Annotated in this window: 14 protein-coding genes, 1 pseudogene and 1 riboswitch; of the genes and pseudogenes, 10 read left to right on the forward strand and 5 right to left on the reverse strand. The window is 72.0% G+C overall.

Features of this window, described 5'->3' with window-relative positions; genetic code table 11:
* Positions 1 to 9: 9 nt before the first annotated feature.
* Positions 10 to 1,251, reverse strand: coding sequence for an MFS transporter (locus MVG78_RS16195; protein ID WP_247553223.1), 1,242 nt, complete (start codon positions 1,249 to 1,251; stop codon positions 10 to 12).
* A gap of 243 nt (positions 1,252 to 1,494) precedes the next feature.
* Between MVG78_RS16195 and MVG78_RS16200 the strand changes: the two genes are divergently transcribed.
* The 3 genes from MVG78_RS16200 (at position 1,495) to MVG78_RS16210 (ending at position 4,373) form a co-directional block, all read left to right on the forward strand.
* Positions 1,495 to 2,055 (forward strand): CvpA family protein, encoded by a 561-nt coding sequence (locus MVG78_RS16200; RefSeq protein WP_247553225.1) that lies wholly within the window; start codon positions 1,495 to 1,497, stop codon positions 2,053 to 2,055.
* Between the two features lie 10 nt (positions 2,056 to 2,065).
* Positions 2,066 to 3,562, forward strand: coding sequence for an amidophosphoribosyltransferase (gene purF / locus MVG78_RS16205; RefSeq protein WP_247553226.1), 1,497 nt, complete (start codon positions 2,066 to 2,068; stop codon positions 3,560 to 3,562).
* 157 nt (positions 3,563 to 3,719) lie between these two features.
* A complete protein-coding gene (locus MVG78_RS16210) occupies positions 3,720 to 4,373 on the forward strand; it encodes an SDR family NAD(P)-dependent oxidoreductase (protein ID WP_247553237.1) in 654 nt (217 codons plus the stop codon).
* A gap of 331 nt (positions 4,374 to 4,704) precedes the next feature.
* On the opposite strand, the gene der is transcribed toward MVG78_RS16210, so the two are convergent.
* The 3 genes from der to MVG78_RS16225 all read right to left on the reverse strand — a co-directional run bounded on the left by der (position 4,705) and on the right by MVG78_RS16225 (position 8,280).
* Entirely contained in the window at positions 4,705 to 6,069 is a 1,365-nt protein-coding gene (der, locus tag MVG78_RS16215; protein WP_247553248.1) for a ribosome biogenesis GTPase Der, read from the reverse strand.
* A 214-nt stretch (positions 6,070 to 6,283) separates the two neighbouring features.
* Positions 6,284 to 7,624 carry an outer membrane protein assembly factor BamB family protein gene (locus MVG78_RS16220; protein WP_247553250.1) on the reverse strand — a complete coding sequence of 447 codons (1,341 nt, stop codon included), beginning with the start codon at positions 7,622 to 7,624 and terminating at the stop codon, positions 6,284 to 6,286.
* Positions 7,625 to 7,629: 5 nt separating this feature from the next.
* On the reverse strand, positions 7,630 to 8,280 hold the full coding sequence (locus MVG78_RS16225) for a tetratricopeptide repeat protein (protein WP_247553252.1): 651 nt from the start codon (positions 8,278 to 8,280) through the stop codon (positions 7,630 to 7,632).
* Positions 8,281 to 8,527: 247 nt separating this feature from the next.
* On the opposite strand from MVG78_RS16225, the gene MVG78_RS16230 reads away from it, so the two are divergent.
* The 7 genes and pseudogenes from MVG78_RS16230 (at position 8,528) to MVG78_RS16260 (ending at position 14,119) form a co-directional block, all read left to right on the forward strand.
* Positions 8,528 to 9,973: a paraquat-inducible protein A gene (locus MVG78_RS16230; RefSeq protein WP_247553253.1), complete on the forward strand. Its 1,446-nt coding sequence runs from the start codon at positions 8,528 to 8,530 to the stop codon at positions 9,971 to 9,973.
* Positions 9,970 to 11,700 carry a PqiB family protein gene (locus MVG78_RS16235; RefSeq protein WP_247553264.1) on the forward strand — a complete coding sequence of 577 codons (1,731 nt, stop codon included), beginning with the start codon at positions 9,970 to 9,972 and terminating at the stop codon, positions 11,698 to 11,700. The genes MVG78_RS16230 and MVG78_RS16235 overlap by 4 nt, the downstream gene beginning before the upstream one ends.
* 16 nt (positions 11,701 to 11,716) lie before the next feature.
* Positions 11,717 to 12,349 carry a PqiC family protein gene (locus MVG78_RS16240; RefSeq protein WP_247553266.1) on the forward strand — a complete coding sequence of 211 codons (633 nt, stop codon included), beginning with the start codon at positions 11,717 to 11,719 and terminating at the stop codon, positions 12,347 to 12,349.
* A gap of 24 nt (positions 12,350 to 12,373) precedes the next feature.
* Positions 12,374 to 12,733 (forward strand): hypothetical protein, encoded by a 360-nt coding sequence (locus tag MVG78_RS16245; RefSeq protein WP_247553268.1) that lies wholly within the window; start codon positions 12,374 to 12,376, stop codon positions 12,731 to 12,733.
* Positions 12,734 to 12,813: 80 nt separating this feature from the next.
* On the forward strand, positions 12,814 to 13,050 hold the full coding sequence (locus MVG78_RS16250) for a VOC family protein (RefSeq protein WP_247553270.1): 237 nt from the start codon (positions 12,814 to 12,816) through the stop codon (positions 13,048 to 13,050).
* Positions 12,960 to 13,199, forward strand: a pseudogene (locus tag MVG78_RS21810) (VOC family protein); the annotation flags it as partial. The gene MVG78_RS16250 and the pseudogene MVG78_RS21810, both read left to right, overlap by 91 nt.
* A gap of 233 nt (positions 13,200 to 13,432) precedes the next feature.
* Positions 13,433 to 14,119 (forward strand): carbonic anhydrase, encoded by a 687-nt coding sequence (locus MVG78_RS16260; protein ID WP_247553273.1) that lies wholly within the window; start codon positions 13,433 to 13,435, stop codon positions 14,117 to 14,119.
* Positions 14,120 to 14,174: 55 nt separating this feature from the next.
* Here MVG78_RS16260 and MVG78_RS16265 read toward each other — a convergent pair whose 3' ends face one another.
* Positions 14,175 to 15,524, reverse strand: coding sequence for a dihydroorotase (locus MVG78_RS16265; RefSeq protein WP_247553275.1), 1,350 nt, complete (start codon positions 15,522 to 15,524; stop codon positions 14,175 to 14,177).
* Positions 15,525 to 15,645: 121 nt separating this feature from the next.
* Positions 15,646 to 15,878, forward strand: a riboswitch (cobalamin riboswitch).
* The last annotated feature ends 16 nt before the right edge of the window (positions 15,879 to 15,894 follow it).

Raw genomic sequence — 15,894 nt, forward strand, 5'->3', positions numbered from 1 at the left:
CGCCCGGTCTCAGGCTTCCGGCAGGGGCTTGAGCACTGCGAGGCGGAAGGCCGCCAGCAGTGCCACCAGCAGCATCGCCCCGACCATGGCCACCACGCCCGGCCAGGCATGGCTGGCCCAGGCCAGCCCGCCCAGCGAGCCGGCGACGCTGGAGCCCATGTAGTAGCAGAAGAGGTAGAGCGAGGAGGCCTGCGCCCGGCCCCGCCGTGCCCGCCGCCCGACCCAGGAACTGGCAATGGAATGCGCGCCGAAGAAGCCGAAGGTGGTGACGGCGATGCCCAGGATGACCACGGCCAGCGAGGCGGAGAGCGTCAGCGCCACCCCCGCCAGCATGGCCAGCACGATGGCCCAGAAGACCCGCCGCCGCCCCAGCCGGTCGGCCAGCCGCCCGGAGACGGTGGAGCTGACGATCCCCACCAGATAGACAGTGAAGATCATGCCCACCACCGCCTGGCTGAGCCCGAAGGGCGGGGCGAGGAGGCGGTAGCCGATGTAGTTGTACACGGTCACCAGCCCACCCATCAGCAGGAAGCCCTCCAGGAAGAGCCAGGGCAGGCCGGGATCGCGCAGATGCACCACGAAATTCGCCACCAGCTCCCGCGGGCGGGCGCTGCGCGGGGTGAACTGGCGCGACGGGGGCAGCAGCCGCCAGAAGGTGAGCGCCGCCACGAGGCCGAGCAGCCCGATCACCCCCACCGCCAGCCGCCAGGAGCCGAGATCCGTGATCAGCCCGGTGATGACGCGCCCGCCCATGCCGCCGAGCGCGCTGCCGCTGATGTAGAGCCCCATGGCATAGCCGGAGGATTTCGGGTGCACCTCCTCGCTCACATAGGCCATGGCCACGGCGGGCAGGCCGGAGAAGGTGATCCCCTGCAGGGCCCGCAGCAGCAGGAACTGGTGCCAGGACGGCACGAGCGCCGAAACCACGGTCAGGATCGCCGAGACCAGCAGGGAGAAGAGCATCACCGGCTTGCGTCCCATCGCCTCCGACAGGGTGCTGGCCACCAGCATGGAGACGGCGAGCAGCCCGGTGGTCAGCGAGAGCGACAGGCTGGCCGAGGCGGCGCTGACCCCAAACTCCTCCGAGAAGACCGGCATCAGCGGCTGCACGCAGTACATCAGCGCGAAGGTCGAGAAGCCCGCCGCCAGCATCGCTAGGTTCACGCGCCGGAACTCGGGCGTCCCGCCCTCGATGAAGGCCGGCGCCGGCGGCGCCCGGTCATCCTGGAGGGGGGCTGTGTCGGTGGTCATGCGCGGATGTCCCGTTTCCGGCCGGGCATGGTCCGGCCAAGGGCGCAGGCGGCGCCCAGGGGAGCCCGCCCTGGTTGCGGTCCGGCGCCCGGCTGGCGGGTGCCTCCGCCAACATGGCCTCTCCTGCTGCGCCGCACCAACCCGCGCTCCCTCCTTCCGCCTCCCGCTCCGCGCATGGGTCGAAGCCATGGCCCGGCCCGGCATGGCGTGGTGCCCGGCCGTGGACCCTGCTAGGAGGCCGCCATGACCTGGGCCGATGGCGCCATCCTCCTGATTCTCGCCGTTTCGGCCATCCTGGCCTATTCGCGCGGGCTGGTGCGGGAAGTCCTGGGCGTCGGCGCCTGGGCCGGGGCCCTGGTGCTGGCCTTCGTGATGCTCCCAGGGATGCGCGCGGCGCTGGGCGATGCGGTAAGCCCCGCATGGCTGGCGGATGTCGTGGCCGTGGGGTCGGTCTTCGTCATCGCCCTTATCATCCTGAAACTGTTGATCGCCTGGGTGGCGCGCGCGGTACAGTCCTCGGTGCTGGGCGGCGTGGACCGCGCGCTCGGCACCGTGTTCGGAATCGCAAGGGGTGCATTCCTCGTCGTGCTCGCCTACATCGTGGCCGGACAGCTCCAACCCGTCACGGAACGCTGGCCCGAGGCCCTGCGCGATGCCCGCGCATTGCCATTCGTGGCGCAGGGCGCGAAGTGGCTGGTCGGCCAGCTTCCGCCCGAGTACCGCCTGCGCGTGCCGGATGCCCCGGCCCGCCCGCTGCCGCCCATGGAGGACCTGTTGCGCCCGCCTGCGCGCAACCGGACCTGAGGATTGTCGCATGGATTTCACGACCAACCCTCTCGCGCCGTCCAGCCCGGAGAGGGACGAGGATGACGGCTTCCACGAGGAATGCGGCGTCGTCGGCATCTGGAACGCCCAGGACGCCGCCGCCCTGGCCGCGCTCGGCCTGCACGCGCTGCAGCACCGGGGGCAGGAGGCGGCGGGGATCGTCACCCTGGCGGAAGGCGGCCAGTTCCACTCCCACAAAGGCCGCGGCCTGGTGGGCGACAATTTCGGCGATGCCAAGGTCATGGCCGCCCTGCCCGGCCGCGCGGCGATCGCCCATAACCGCTATGCCACCACCGGCGAATCGGCGCTGCGCAATGTGCAGCCGCTCTATGCCGATTTCGAGTTCGGCGGCCTCGCCGTGGCGCATAACGGCAACCTGGTGAACGCCTTCCAGCTCAAGCGCGCGCTGGTGCGCCGCGGCTGCCTGTTCCAGAGTACCACGGATTCCGAGGTCTTCGTCCACCTCATCGCCATCAGCCTCTATTCCACCGTGCTGGACCGGCTGATCGACGCGCTGAAGCAGGTCCAGGGCGCCTATTCGCTGGTGACGCTGCACGAGGGCGCGCTGATCGGCGCGCGCGACCCGCTGGGCGTGCGGCCGCTGGTGCTGGGCCGCCTCGGCGGGCCGGAAAGCAATTCCTGGGTGATGGCGAGCGAGACCTGCGCCCTGGACATCGTCGGCGCCGAATTCGTCCGCGACATCGAGCCGGGCGAGGTCGTGATCGCCGACGAGAAGGGGCTGCGTTCCATCCGCCCCTTCGGCAAGCAGCCCAGCCGCTTCTGCATCTTCGAGTACATCTATTTCGCCCGTCCCGATTCGGTGATCGAGGGCACCTCCGTCTACAACACGCGCAAGCGCATCGGCGAGGAACTGGCCCGCGAATCCGGCGTGCCGGCGGATGTGGTGGTGCCGGTGCCGGATTCCGGCGTGCCGGCGGCCATGGGCTATGCGACGGAAGCGGGGATTCCCTTCGAGCTCGGCATCATCCGCAACCACTATGTCGGCCGCACCTTCATCGAGCCGACCGATCAGATCCGCCACCTGGGCGTGAAGCTGAAGCATTCCGCCAACCGCACCATGATCGAGGGGCGGCGCGTGGTGCTGGTGGACGATTCGATCGTCCGTGGCACGACCAGCAAGAAGATCGTGGAGATGGTCCGCCAGGCGGGCGCCACCGAGGTCCATATGCGCATCGCCGCGCCGCCGACCACGCATCCCTGCTTCTATGGCATCGACACGCCGGACCGCGACAAGCTGCTCGCCGCCAACAACAATGTCGAGGAGATGGCACGCTTCATCGGTGCCGACAGCCTCGCCTTCATCTCGCTGGACGGGCTTTACCGCGCGCTGGGGCATGAAGGCCGCGACAAGCGCTCGCCGGGCTATTGCGATGCCTGCTTCACCGGCGATTATGCCATCCCGCTGGTGGATCTGCAGGAGGCGCCGGAACGCGCCCCCGCCCTGATCGCCGCCAACGGAGCCTAACCCCCTCCCCCCAAAGAGGCCCCATGAACGGCACGATCGAGGAGACGCCACCGCCGGAGGGCCTGCCGCCCAGCCCGGCTCCGGAGACGGAGGCGGGGCGGCCCTCGCCGGCCGCGTCGCCCTGGTCACCGGGGCCTCGCGCGGGATCGGCGCCGCCGTGGCGCTGGAACTCGGCCGGATGGGCGCGCATTGCGTGCTGGTCGCCCGCACCCAGGGCGGTCTGGAGGAGATGGACGATGCCATCCGGGAGGCTGGCGGCGAAGGCGCCACCCTCCTGCCCTTCGACCTCGCCAAGGGCGCCGAGCGGATCGATGCGGTCGGCCCCTCGATCTATGAGCGCTTCGGCCGCCTCGACATCCTGGTCCATGCCGCGGGCTCGCTCGGTACGCTGACGCCCGTGGGCCATGTCACCCCGCGCGACTGGGAGGAGGTGGTGGGGCTGAACATGACCGCCACCTGGCGGCTGATCCGTACCTGCGACCCGGTGCTGCGCGCCTCCGATGCCGGGCGCGCCGTCTTCCTCACCACCCGCCGCACGGCGGAGCCGAAAGCCTATTGGGGCGCCTATGGCGCGACCAAGGCGGGGATGGAGCATCTGGCCCTGACCTGGGCGCAGGAAGCGGCGATCAGCCCCCTGAAGGTGAACCTGGTCGATCCCGGCGCGGTGGCGACGCGGATGCGGGCCCGCGCCTATCCGGGCGAGGACCCCGCCACCCTGCCGCAGCCGGCGGATGTGGCCCCGGCCATCGCGGCGCTCTGCCTGCCGGAGGAGACGCGCAACGGCGCCCTGGTGCGGCTGGGCGATCGGTGAAGGGGCTTGCTACGGCCGGCCTCGCCGGCCTGCTGCTGGCGGGATGCGCCCGCCCGCCTCCACCCGCCCCGCCGGCCGCCCCGCCGCAAACCCTCGCCGCCGGCACGGCGGGCGGATCGGGGAGCGGTGACTGGGAGCCCGCCCCGACCACCGCCGCTCCGCTGCGGCCCCAGCGCGATAACGGACGGCGTGGCCTGAGCGTGAGCCGCTCTCCCCTGCTCTCCGGCACGGCGCGCGCGGCGCCATGGGCTGGCCGGACCGCTACCAGGGCGACCTGGGCGGCGCGCCGTACCGGCCGCAATACTGATCGTCCGGGAAGGGGCGGAGGCCCCTACTCGGCATCCTCGTAGGGGTTGCTCGTCCCGCGCAGATGCAGGCGGATCGGCACGCCCGGCATGTCGAAGCTCTCGCGGAACAGGTTCACGAGATAACGCCTGTAATCCTCCGGCAGCAGTTCCGCCCGCGTGCCGAAGACGGTGATGGTCGGCGGCCGTGCCTTGGGCATGGTGCAGTAGCGCAGCTTCAGCCGCTTGCCGCCCACCAGCGGCGGCTGATGCTTCGCCAGCGCCTCCTCGAACCAGCGGTTCAGCGCCCCGGTCGGGATGCGGCGGTTCCAGCGCTCATAGACCTCGCGCACCGTGGGCATCAGCTTCTCCACGCCGCGCCCGGTGGCGGCGGAAAGCGGCACCACCGAGATCCCCTTCATCTGCGCCAGCGAGGCGGTGAGCACGTCCTCCAGCTTCCGCCGGGCGGCGTTGCGATCCTCCACCGCGTCCCACTTGTTGTAGGCGATCACCACCGCCCGCCCCTCGCGCTCGGCGAGGCGGGCGATGCGCAGGTCCTGCTCGTCCATGCCGAGATTGGCGTCCAGCACCAGGATCGCCACCTCGCATTCCTTCAGCGCCGCGATGGTGGCGCCGGTGGACATCTGCTCCAGCCCCTCATGCACCCGGGCGCGGCGGCGCAGCCCGGCCGTGTCCACCAGCCGCACCCTGCCGCCGGTCTCGTCCACCCATTCCGAGGCCACGGCGTCGCGGGTCAGGCCGGGCTCCGGCCCGGTGATCATCCGTTCCTCGCCCAGCAGCGCATTCAGCAGGGTGGACTTGCCCGCATTGGGGCGGCCGACGATGGCGATGCGCAGCGGGCGGTTGCGGCGGGCCTCCTCGGTGTCGGGCTCCTCCTCGTCCTCCGCCGGCGCCCAGTCCTTCAGGCGCGCGGCCACCTCGTCATGCAGTTCGCCCCAGCCATCGCCATGCTCCGCCGAAACCGGCAGCGGCGAGCCCAGGCCCAGCTCATAGGCTTCGAGGGCGTTGGCGGCGCCGGTGCGGCCTTCGGCCTTGTTGGCCAGCAGCAGCACGGGCCGTTCCTGCCGCCGCAGCCAGGTGGCGAAGGCGCGGTCCGAGGGGGTGAGGCCCGTCCGGGCGTCCACCACGAAGAGGATCAGGTCCGCTTCCCGCAGCGCGGCCTCGGAGGAGGCGCGCATGCGGCCGGGGATGGTATCGGGCGGCGATTCCTCCAGCCCTGCCGTGTCCACCACGGTGACGTCGATGCCGCCGATGCGGGCCTCGCCCTCCTTGCGGTCGCGGGTCACGCCCGGCGTGTCGTCCACGATCGCGGTGCGTCGGCCGACCAGCCGGTTGAACAGGCTCGACTTGCCGACATTGGGCCGTCCGAGGATCGCGATGCGCGGCTTCATGCCGTGGTCCTTATGCTCTGCGGCCGATGCCGCGCCATTCCGGAAAGCCGGTCCTGGCGCGCCGCTTCCTGATAGTCTCTTGATTCGGTGCTGCGGCCGCGCGGGACAAGGGGGATACGCGTCCCCTGCCCCGCGAAACGGGCCGCGCGCCGGGTCAGCGCGCCCGGCCCTCACACGAGCCACCCCGGCGGCATGCCGCGCAGGGGCGGCGTCCTCAGCCCCGCAGCGCCGCCAGGGTGCCGTCGTCGCTGAGCACGAGCACGGCGCCCCCGGCCGTGGCCGGGGCCAGGGTGACGGGGCCCGGCAGGGGCACCCGCCCGGCGATGGCGCCGTCATTGACGCCGACGATCAGCGCCTGGCCGCCGCTGCCCGGCACCAGGAGCTGCCCGTTGGCCAGCAGCGGCGCCGCGAAGCGCGCGGGCTCCGGCGCCTTCTTGTCCCCCGCCGCGGCCGGCGGGTTCAGTTCGGTGATCCAGCGCACCTGCCCGGTGTCGCGGGTCATGGCGACCAGCCGCTGCGTGGAGGAGACGAGGAAGATCCAGTCCCCCGCCACGGCCGGGGTCACGCCGCCCCCGACATTGCGCTCCCAGAGCCGCCGGCCGGAGCGGAGGTCCACCACCATGGTGGTGCCGCCCATGCCCAGCGCGATCACCCGCCCGTCCGAGATCACCGGCAGGGCATGCACGCCCGCGATGTCGGCGATGCCACGGTCCACCCCCGGCGCGGCCGAGAGCGCCTCGGTCCAGACCACGCGGCCATCGGCGGTGCGCAGGGCAACGAGTTCGCCCGACGGGAAGCCGGCCACAAGCGTGTCGCCGTCCACCGCCGGGGCGGCGAGGCCGAGCGGCACGGCGCTCACCTGCTGTCCCTGGAAGGACCAGAGCTTGTGCCCGTCCTCGGCCGAAAGGGCGTTGAGCTGGTTGTCCAGCGTGAGGACGAAGATCCGGCCTTCCGCCACGGTGGGGGCGCCGCGCATCGGCGCGGACAGGCGCGTGCGCCAGCGCAGCTTGCCGCTGCCCGCATCCAGCGCGATGACCTCCGCCATGCCGGTGGCGATGTAGAGCGTGCCGCCATCGAAGGCGCAGCCGACGCCCAGCGCACCGACATCGTCATCCTCCGGCCGCGTGTCGAAGCGCCAGCGGCGCCCGCCCCGCGCGAGGTCCCAGGCCGAGACCAGGCCGAAGGCATCGGAGGCGAAGACCGTATCGGCCGAGGCGATGGGCCCGGAGGTCATGCGGCGGCGGAAGGCGCTGCCGGAACCGACCGAGCCGCTCCAGGCCAGCCGCAGCCCTTCCAGCCGCAGCGCGGCATGGCCGGGGGAATGGTCCAGCGTCCCGCCCGCCTGCGGCCAGGACTCGATCGGCATCGGCGGCGGCAGGTCCACCGGCCGCGCGGCCAGGGTCTCGTCCACCGAGACCGGCTTCTCCATCTCCAGCACCGAGCGCCGTTCGCCCGGCAGGATGTCCTTCCGGCTGGCGAAGATGTCGTCCAGCGTCTCGCAGCCGGCGAGCATGCCGGTCGCCGCGAGGAGGGCGGCGCGCCGCGTGATCGTCATGCGTGTCATCCCTCTAGTCCCGCCGCCAGCCGCGCCGCGCGGTCGCGGAGGCCCTGCGGCGCCGTCTCATCCGCGGCCAGCGCCTGGAAGGTCTTGCGCGCCTCGTCCTTCTGCCCCTGCCGCAGCGCCACCAGCCCCTGCATCTCCTGGGCCGAGTAGCGCCAGGGCTTCGTGGCGCCGGAAAGCGGCGCGACCCGGCTGGCCAGGGCGCCCGGGTCCTCGGAGTCGAGGCCGTGCATCACCCACATCAGCGAGGCGAGCTCGCGGTAGACCTCCCCGGCCTTCGGGTCCTGCGCCACGGCGTCCCAGAGCGCCAGGGCGGCGGCGCGGTCCCCGGCCTCCGCCTTCAACGCGGCGGCCCGCAGCCGCGCCAGGGTGCGGTAGCCCTCGGGCGCCCCGGACGCGATCCGGGCGAAGCGTTCGCCGAGCGCGGCGGGGTCGGCGCCCGGCTGCTCGGCGGCGCGGCTGGTCTCCAGGAACAGTGCGGCGGCCTGCTCGGACTGGCGCGACTGGTACCAGCGCCAGCCCTGCCAGCCGCCGGCGCCCAGGGCCGCCACCAGGGCCACGACTCCCAGGGCGCTGCCCCAGCGCAGGGCGAGGCGGCGCATGCGCTCGGCGCGCACTTCCTCCTGAAGTTCGTCGAAGATATCGGACAAGGCGGTCCCGTCCCCCAGGCAAAGGCGGCGGTCCATATACCCTCCATCCCCCGGCCCGTTAAGCCCGGCCGGCCTCGCCTCCCCCATCCATGCCCCGCGCCTCCTCCGAAGGTGAGGCCCCGCGATGCTGGACAGGCCGGGGTGGAGGGGGCTACCCGGATCATCGCTTGTCCCCGCAGCCGGAAGACCCACCCTTGGCCTGGCCATCCCGCGAACCATGCGCCGGGCCGTCCCGCCCGGCCCGCGGATGACCGCCCGCCTCCATGAATGCCCGGATTGCGGGCTGCGCCTGCGCCTGCCTGCGCTCGATCCCGGGATGGAGGCCCGCTGCCCCCGCTGCGCGCGGGTGCTGCGGCGGCACCGGGTGAATGCCTTCTCCGCCCCGCTGGCCCTGTCGCTGGCCGGCCTCTTCCTCTACGCGATGATCCTCACCATGCCCTTCCTGGGCCTGAACCTGCTGGGGCGGGAACGGGTGAGCCTCGTGGATTCGGGGGTCTTCTCCTTTGCCCAGGATGGGTACTGGAGCCTGGCTGGGCTGGTCTTCCTGGTGCTCGTCGTGGTGCCCGGGCTGCAGCTCATACTGCTGCCCACGGTGATCCTGGGCCTTCACATGCGCGCCCCGCCCTCAGGCATGCACCGGCTGTTCCGCTGGTACATGGCGCTCGACGCCTGGATGATGGTCGAGGTTTTCCTGTTCGGCGCCCTGGTCTCTTACACCAGGCTGGTGGATCTCGCGCATGTGGAGATCGGCCCCTCCGCCTATGGCATCGCCGCGCTGTCCCTGGTGCTGGTGGCGCGTAACGCCTCGCTGGAGCCGCAGGTGGTCTGGGACCGGCTGGAGGAACGCGGCCTGGTCGCCGATCCCGCCGCCATTCGGCGCGGGGAAACCGGACCCGGCGCCCCGCCCCGCGCCTTTCGGGCCGAGAGCGTGGCGGCGCCCGCGCCCGGGACGGCCGCCCCGGGAAATGCCGCCGGCGGAACCACGCTGATCGCCTGCCACCGCTGCCACCGCCTGGACCGGGTGCGGCCGGGCGCGCCCTGCCCGCGCTGCGGCAGCCGGCTGCACCATCGCAAGCCGCACAGCATCAGCCGAAGCTGGGCCCTGGTGGTGGCCGCCTTCATCCTCTACCTCCCGGCCAACTATTATCCGGTGATGCGGATCGTGACGCTGGGCCAGGGCGGGCCGCACACCATCCTGGGCGGGGTCATCGAATTCCTGGAGACGGGCTTCTGGCCGCTCGCCCTCATCATCTTCCTGGCCAGCGTCGCGGTGCCGATGCTCAAGCTGGTCGGGCTGATGGTCATGCTCACCAGCATCCGCCGCCGCTCCGCCCGCCACCTGCTGCGCCGCACCCAGCTCTACCGGCTGGTGGAGGCGATCGGGCGCTGGTCGATGATCGATGTCTTCGTGGTCTGCGTGCTGATCGCCCTGGTCCGCTTCGGCGTGCTGGCCGAGATCACCGCCCAGGTCGGCGCCGCCTGCTTCGCCGGCGTGGTGGTCGTGACCATGGTGGCGGCCGAATGCTTCGACCCGCGCCTGATGTGGGATGCCGCCGGCTCCCCGGCCCAGGATCCCGACATGCCCCGGCGCTGGCGTGACGAGGCCAGGGCGGTCGCCTCGCAGGATGGTCCCGCACACTCCTCCTCTTCCACCGGCCCCGGCGAGGCCGCCAACCAGCACGGAGCCGCATGAGCGGAACAGAACCACCCTCCGGCGGCATGTCGCGCGAACCGATCCCCGGCCAGAGCCCCGACAGCCCACGCGAGGCACGCATCCGTCACCGCCGCTTTTCCGCGATCTGGCTGATCCCGATCGTGGCGGCGCTGGTCACCGGTTATCTCGGCTGGCGCACCTTCTCCGACCGCGGGCCGCTGATCACCGTCAGCTTCGGCAACGCGGACGGGCTGACCGCCGGGCAGACGCCGGTGCGCTACAAATCCGTGCAGGTCGGCATGGTGGAAGCCATCCATCTCACCGAGGACCTCCGGCGCGTGGAGACCCGGATCCGCATGGACCGGGCGGTCGGCGACCATATCAGCGACCATAGCCGCTTCTGGGTGGTGCGGCCGCGCTTCACCGGCGCCAGTGTTTCCGGCCTGGAGACCATCGTGTCCGGCAGCTACATCGAGTTCGACCCGGGCGAGCCGGGCACGCAGCAGCGCCGCTTCACCGGGCTGGAGAACCCGCCCGGCCGCCGCTCCGACGAACCGGGCCGCGACTTCGTCCTGCGGGCGCGGCGCCTGGGCCCGATCGACCGGGGCTCGCCGGTCTTCTTCCGCGATGTCGAGGTCGGGCAGGTGCTCAGCTACAACCCGCCCGGGATCGACGGCAGCTTCACCCTGCACATCTTCGTGCGCGCGCCCTACAGTGACTATGTCCGCAAGGGCTCCCGCTTCTGGAACGCCTCCGGCGTCAATCTCCGCCTGGGCGCCGAGGGCGTGCGGCTGGAACTGGAAAGCGCCCGGGCGCTGCTCGCCGGCGGCATCGCCTTCGACACCCCGTCGCAGTTGCGCGACCAGCCGCCGGCGCCGGAGGAGGAGAGCTTCACCCTCTACAGCGACCTGGAATCCGCCATCGCCGCGACCTCGGAGAACCGGCTCGCCTTCCTGGTCTATTTCGACGGATCGGTGCGCGGCCTCTCGCCCGGCGCACCGGCACTGCTGCGCGGCATCCGGATCGGCAGCGTCCTCGACGTCAACCTGGAATACGACCAGCAGGAGGACCACTTCCGGGTGCCTGTGCATATCGCCATCGAGCCGGACCGCATTTCCTTCCCCGCCGGCCGCCCGACGCGGGAGGTGCGCGCCATGGCCGAGGAGATGGTGGCCAAGGGGCTGCGCGCCCAGCTCATCAGCGGCAGCCTGCTCACCGGGCAGCTCGTCGTCTCCATGGACTTCATGCCGGATGCCCCGCCCGCCCAGGTGCGCATGCAGGGCGAGGAGATCGTGCTGCCCAGCATCGGCGGCGGCACCGACAACATCATGGCGGCGGTCAGCAACATCGCGGGCAAGCTCGACCGCTTCCCGATCGAGGAGATCGGCCGGAACCTGAACGGTGCCCTGGCCTCGGTGAACGGGGTGGTCGGCGGGCCGGAGCTGCGCAACGCCCTCAACGCGCTCAGCAGCAGCCTGGGCTCGGCGCGCGACCTGATCCGCAAGGCCGATGGCGGCATGACACCGCTGCTGCGCCGCCTGCCCGCCATCGCCGACAACCTCGACCAGACGGTGGCCCACGCCAGCACCGCCATCCGCTCCATCGAACGCGGCTATGGCGGCGATTCCGAGGTGAACCGCGAGATGGAACGCCTGATGTCGCAGCTCACCGACACCGCCCGTTCCATCCGCCTGCTGGCCGATTTCCTGAACCGGCATCCGGAGGCGCTGATCCGCGGCCGGACCGGCGCCGCCACCGAGCGATAGGAGCGGAGCCGCCCCCATGCCCCATCCCCTCACCCGCCGCCGCCTCGGCGCCCTGCTCCCCGCCACCCTGGCGGCCACGGGCATGCTGGCGGGCTGCGCCTCGCCCAGCCCGGCCTATTACCGCCTCTCCGCCCTGCCGGGCCCGGCCCTGCCGGGGAGAGGGAGGCAGATCCAGCTTCGCCGCGTCGGCATCCCCGGCTATCTCGACCGCCCCGGGCTGGTCCGGGCGCGGGAGGGCGGGCGCCTGGCCGTGGCCGATGCGGAAAGCTGGGCCGAGCCCTTCGGCGACATGGTGACGCGCGTGCTGGCCGGGAATCTCGCCCTGCGCCTGCCGGAGGATTCGGTGGCGGCCGAGGGCGACGCGCTGCGGATGCCGGCGAACATCCTGGCCGAGGTGCAGATCCAGCGCTTCGAGGCCGGGCCGGACGGCGTGGTGGACCTCACCGCCCAGGTGGCCGTGCACCCCCGCAACCGGGAGGCCGCCGGCAGCCGGACGCTGCGCTTCCGCGTGCCTTCCGGCGCCGGGTCGGGAACGGGGCCGGATGCGCCCGGGGTGGTGGCCGCGATGGACCAGGCCCTCGGCCAGCTCGGCGATTCCCTGGCCGGGATGATCGCCGCCATGCCCATGGCGGCATCCACCGCCCGTTAATCCCCGCCGGCGCAGGATGCAGGCGTGCGCCCGCTCCTGCTGCTCCCCCTGCTGATCCTTCCCCTGGCTGGCTGCGACGCCTTCTGGGGCCCCTTCGCCGCGGCCAATGTCGCCTCGCTGACCACGACCGGGCGCGCGGTGCCGGATCTCTTCGTGTCGGCCATCACCGGCAAGGACTGCTCGATCGCTCATCTGGACGCCGGCGAGAAACGCTATTGCCGGCGCGATCCCCTGCCGCCTGTGGGGGCGGTCTGCACGCGCTCCCTGGGCTCGGTGGATTGCTGGGAAGGCCCGCCGCCGGGCATGCCGCCGCAGCGCCCGCTGGGCGACGCGCCTCCCGCCCCGCCCCGGCCGCCCGAGCCCTGGCCGCTGCGGAGCCTCTGAAACCGGTCTTCCCCTGGGCCCCGCCCCTGGCCACAGCCGCCATCCCGGGGTCCAATGCCGGGAATCGCGAGGAACAGACCATGACGGATTTCACCTGGGACCACCTGCACCTGCGCAGCCCTGACCCCGAGTCCACGGCACGCTATTTCCACGAGATGTTCGGCGCGACCGAGACCGGGCGCGTGGAGAATGGTGGCGCGCTGCGCGTGATGCTCGACCTGGCGGGGCTGCCGCTCTTCGTCGAGCAAGTTCCGCCCGGCACCGCCGCACCGCCGGAGCCCCCTTCCTCGGGCTGGAGCATGTCGGCCTGCGGGTGAAGGACCTTGACGCCACCGCCGCCGCGCTGAGGGCCAAGGGGGCCCGCTTCGTGGTGGAGCCGCACTCGCCCCGCCCCGGGCTGAAGATCGCCTTCCTGGAAGGGCCGGAGAAGCTGCGGATCGAGCTGCTGGAGCGCGCTGCGGCCTGATCCCCACGCGGTACGGGGCGGGCATTTCATTGGCGTAACGCAACTTCTGCGTGCTATCCCGGACTTCGGCCGGAATTGCGCCGGGGCTTCCCGTCGGGGTTTCCCATCTGGGCTTCCCATCCGGGCTTCCTTGGGCGCGTCCGGTCCAATCATGGGATCACGGAGAGCCGTCCATGCCATCCACCTGTTCCTGTTGCGCGCCGGGCCACCACTTCCGGCCCGGCCGCCGCGCCATGCTCGCCGGACTTGGCGCGCTGGCGGCACTGCCCATGGTGGCGCCGGTCCGGCGCGCCCTGGCGGCGGAGGCCGTGCCGAAGACCAGCCTGACCAGCGACCAGGCGCTGGATCTGATGAAGAAGGGCAATGACGAGTTCGTCGCGGGAGAGCCGCATCGCGGCCTGCTGGGACGCGAGCGGCGGCTGGAACTGGCGCATGGCCAGGCTCCCTTCTGCATCCTGGTCGGCTGTTCCGACAGCCGCGTGCCGCCGGAACTGCTGTTCAACCGCGGGCTCGGCGAGCTGTTCATCGTGCGCAATGCCGGCAACACCGTGGACACGGCGGCGCTGGGCAGCATCGAGTACGGCATCGGCGTGCTGGGCTGCCCGCTCGTGATCGTGCTGGGCCATGAGAGCTGCGGCGCCGTCGCCGCCGCGATCGACGTGGTGCGGAAGAACGCCACCTTCCCCGGCGTGATCGGCGAGATGGTGCAGCCGATCATCCCCGCCGCGCTGGCGGTCCGCGACGAGAAGGGCGAGATGCCGCTGACCGCGGCGGTGCACGAGAATGCACGCCGCGTCGCGAAGCGCCTGAAGACGCAGAGCGTGGTGGTGCAGCAGGCCGCGGCCCAGGGCAGGCTGCGGGTGGTGGCGGCCTATTACCGCCTCGCCGATGGCGACGTGGAGTGGTTCGAGGAGATCTGAGGCCGATGGGCCGGGCCTTCCTCGCGGAGGCCCGGCCAGCGACCTGGTGCCGGTCTCAGGCGCCGCGCGCCTCGGCGAAGCGCACCGGCTCGCCGCGCGGGGCGCCGATCACCTCGTCCTCCCGCATCACCGGCACGCCGCGGATCACCGTCATCACCGGCCAGCCGGTGCATTCCATCCCGGCGAAAGGCGTCCAGCCGCAGGGCGAGGCGATCCAGCTTTCCTCGATGGTGCGGCGGCGCTTCAGGTCCACGATGGTGAAATCGGCATCGTAGCCGGCGGCGAGCCGCCCCTTGCCCGTCACGCCATAGACCCGGGCGGGCCCGGCGCTCATCAGGTCCACCAGCCGTGCCAGCGGCAGGCGTCCCTCGGCCACATGGTTCAGCATCACCGGCACCAGTGTCTGCACGCCGGTCAGCCCGGCGGCGGTGGCAGGCCAGGGGCGCTCCTTGGCCGCGCGGGAATGCGGCGCGTGGTCGGAGCCGATGCAGTCCACCGTGCCGTCGCGCACGGCGGCCCAGGCGGCCTCCATGTGGCGCGCGTCGCGGATCGGCGGGTTCATCACCGCATAGGCGCCCAGCCGCTCATAAGCCTCCGGTGCCGCCTGGGTCAGGTGGTTCACCAGCAGCTCGACCGTGGCGATGTCGCGGTAGTCCTTGAGGTAGTCCAGCTCCTCCGCCGTGGAGACGTGCAGGATATGCGCCGGGCGCCGCGTCTTGTGCGCCAGCGCCATCAACCGCCGCGTGCCGAGGAAGGCGCATTCCACGTCGCGCCATTCGGCATGCAGCGCATGGGGGCCGCCGGCGGCATAGAGCGGCTTGCGCTCCTGCAGCCGGTACTCGTCCTCGGAGTGATAGGCGATGCGGCGGCGGCCGGAGCGCATCACCGCCTCCAGGCTGGCGTCGTCCTCCACCATCAGGTCGCCCGTCGAGGAGCCGGCGAAGACCTTGATGGCGCAGACATTCGGCTGCAGTTCCAGCTCGGCGAGGCCGGCGATGTTCGTCCTGGTGGCGCCGACATAGAGGCCCATGTCGCACCAGGCACGGCCGGCGAGATAGGCGCGCTTGTTGTACAGCGTTTCCCGCGTCGTGATGGCGGGATTCGTGTTCGGCATGTCGAAGAGCGCGGTGATGCCGCCCAGGATGGCGGCGCGCGTGCCCGTCTCGATGCTTTCCACCGTCCTATCCGGCCCGGCGCCCTGGCCAGGGTCGCGCAGATGCACATGCGGGTCGATCAGCCCGGGCAGGATATGCAGCCCGGCGCAGTCCACCACCTCCTCCGCCGTGTCGGAGGCGGCGAGGCCGATCGCCGCGATCCGCCCGTCGCGCACCCCGAGATCGGTCCGCTCCTCCCCCCAGGGCAGGACACAGGTGCCGCCGCGCAGGATCAGGTCATAGGCCGCCATCGGGGGGATCTCCTTCACAGGGAGGGGCCTTATCGCACCGCTTGCCACCGACCGGGAGGGGCAGCGGCGAGGAGACGGCCGGACGACACGAATCCTCTTGCCTTCCCATTCTGATTTAAACATATCCTTATATCGCACCGGTCCCCCGCGAGGGGGCTAAGAGGGAACACCGTGCGGCGGGGCTGGAAGGCCCGGCCCAGTCGGTGGCTGCCCCCGCAACTGTCGGCGGAGAGCCGATGGTCCGCGCGGCGCCGCGAGGCGCCGCATCACTGGCCCCAAGCCCGGGGCTGGGAAGACAGGATCATCGGCGTGCGATCCGCGAGCCAGGAGACCTGCCGGCGCGCTGAACCCTTTTTCCACCGGGGCGGGG

Source organism: Roseomonas gilardii subsp. gilardii (assembly GCF_023078375.1).
Taxonomy (GTDB): domain Bacteria; phylum Pseudomonadota; class Alphaproteobacteria; order Acetobacterales; family Acetobacteraceae; genus Roseomonas; species Roseomonas gilardii.

What these genes read in the sequence shown, in the direction of transcription:
- MVG78_RS16195 (WP_247553223.1), bottom strand. Translation starts at nt 1,251, where the DNA reads ATGACCACCGACACAGCCCCCCTCCAGGATGACCGGGCGCCGCCGGCG.
- MVG78_RS16200 (WP_247553225.1), top strand. Translation starts at nt 1,495, where the DNA reads ATGACCTGGGCCGATGGCGCCATCCTCCTGATTCTCGCCGTTTCGGCC.
- purF (WP_247553226.1), top strand. Translation starts at nt 2,066, where the DNA reads ATGGATTTCACGACCAACCCTCTCGCGCCGTCCAGCCCGGAGAGGGAC.
- der (WP_247553248.1), bottom strand. Translation starts at nt 6,069, where the DNA reads ATGAAGCCGCGCATCGCGATCCTCGGACGGCCCAATGTCGGCAAGTCG.
- MVG78_RS16220 (WP_247553250.1), bottom strand. Translation starts at nt 7,624, where the DNA reads ATGACGATCACGCGGCGCGCCGCCCTCCTCGCGGCGACCGGCATGCTC.
- MVG78_RS16230 (WP_247553253.1), top strand. Translation starts at nt 8,528, where the DNA reads ATGACCGCCCGCCTCCATGAATGCCCGGATTGCGGGCTGCGCCTGCGC.
- MVG78_RS16235 (WP_247553264.1), top strand. Translation starts at nt 9,970, where the DNA reads ATGAGCGGAACAGAACCACCCTCCGGCGGCATGTCGCGCGAACCGATC.
- MVG78_RS16240 (WP_247553266.1), top strand. Translation starts at nt 11,717, where the DNA reads ATGCCCCATCCCCTCACCCGCCGCCGCCTCGGCGCCCTGCTCCCCGCC.
- MVG78_RS16250 (WP_247553270.1), top strand. Translation starts at nt 12,814, where the DNA reads ATGACGGATTTCACCTGGGACCACCTGCACCTGCGCAGCCCTGACCCC.
- MVG78_RS16260 (WP_247553273.1), top strand. Translation starts at nt 13,433, where the DNA reads ATGCTCGCCGGACTTGGCGCGCTGGCGGCACTGCCCATGGTGGCGCCG.
- MVG78_RS16265 (WP_247553275.1), bottom strand. Translation starts at nt 15,524, where the DNA reads ATGGCGGCCTATGACCTGATCCTGCGCGGCGGCACCTGTGTCCTGCCC.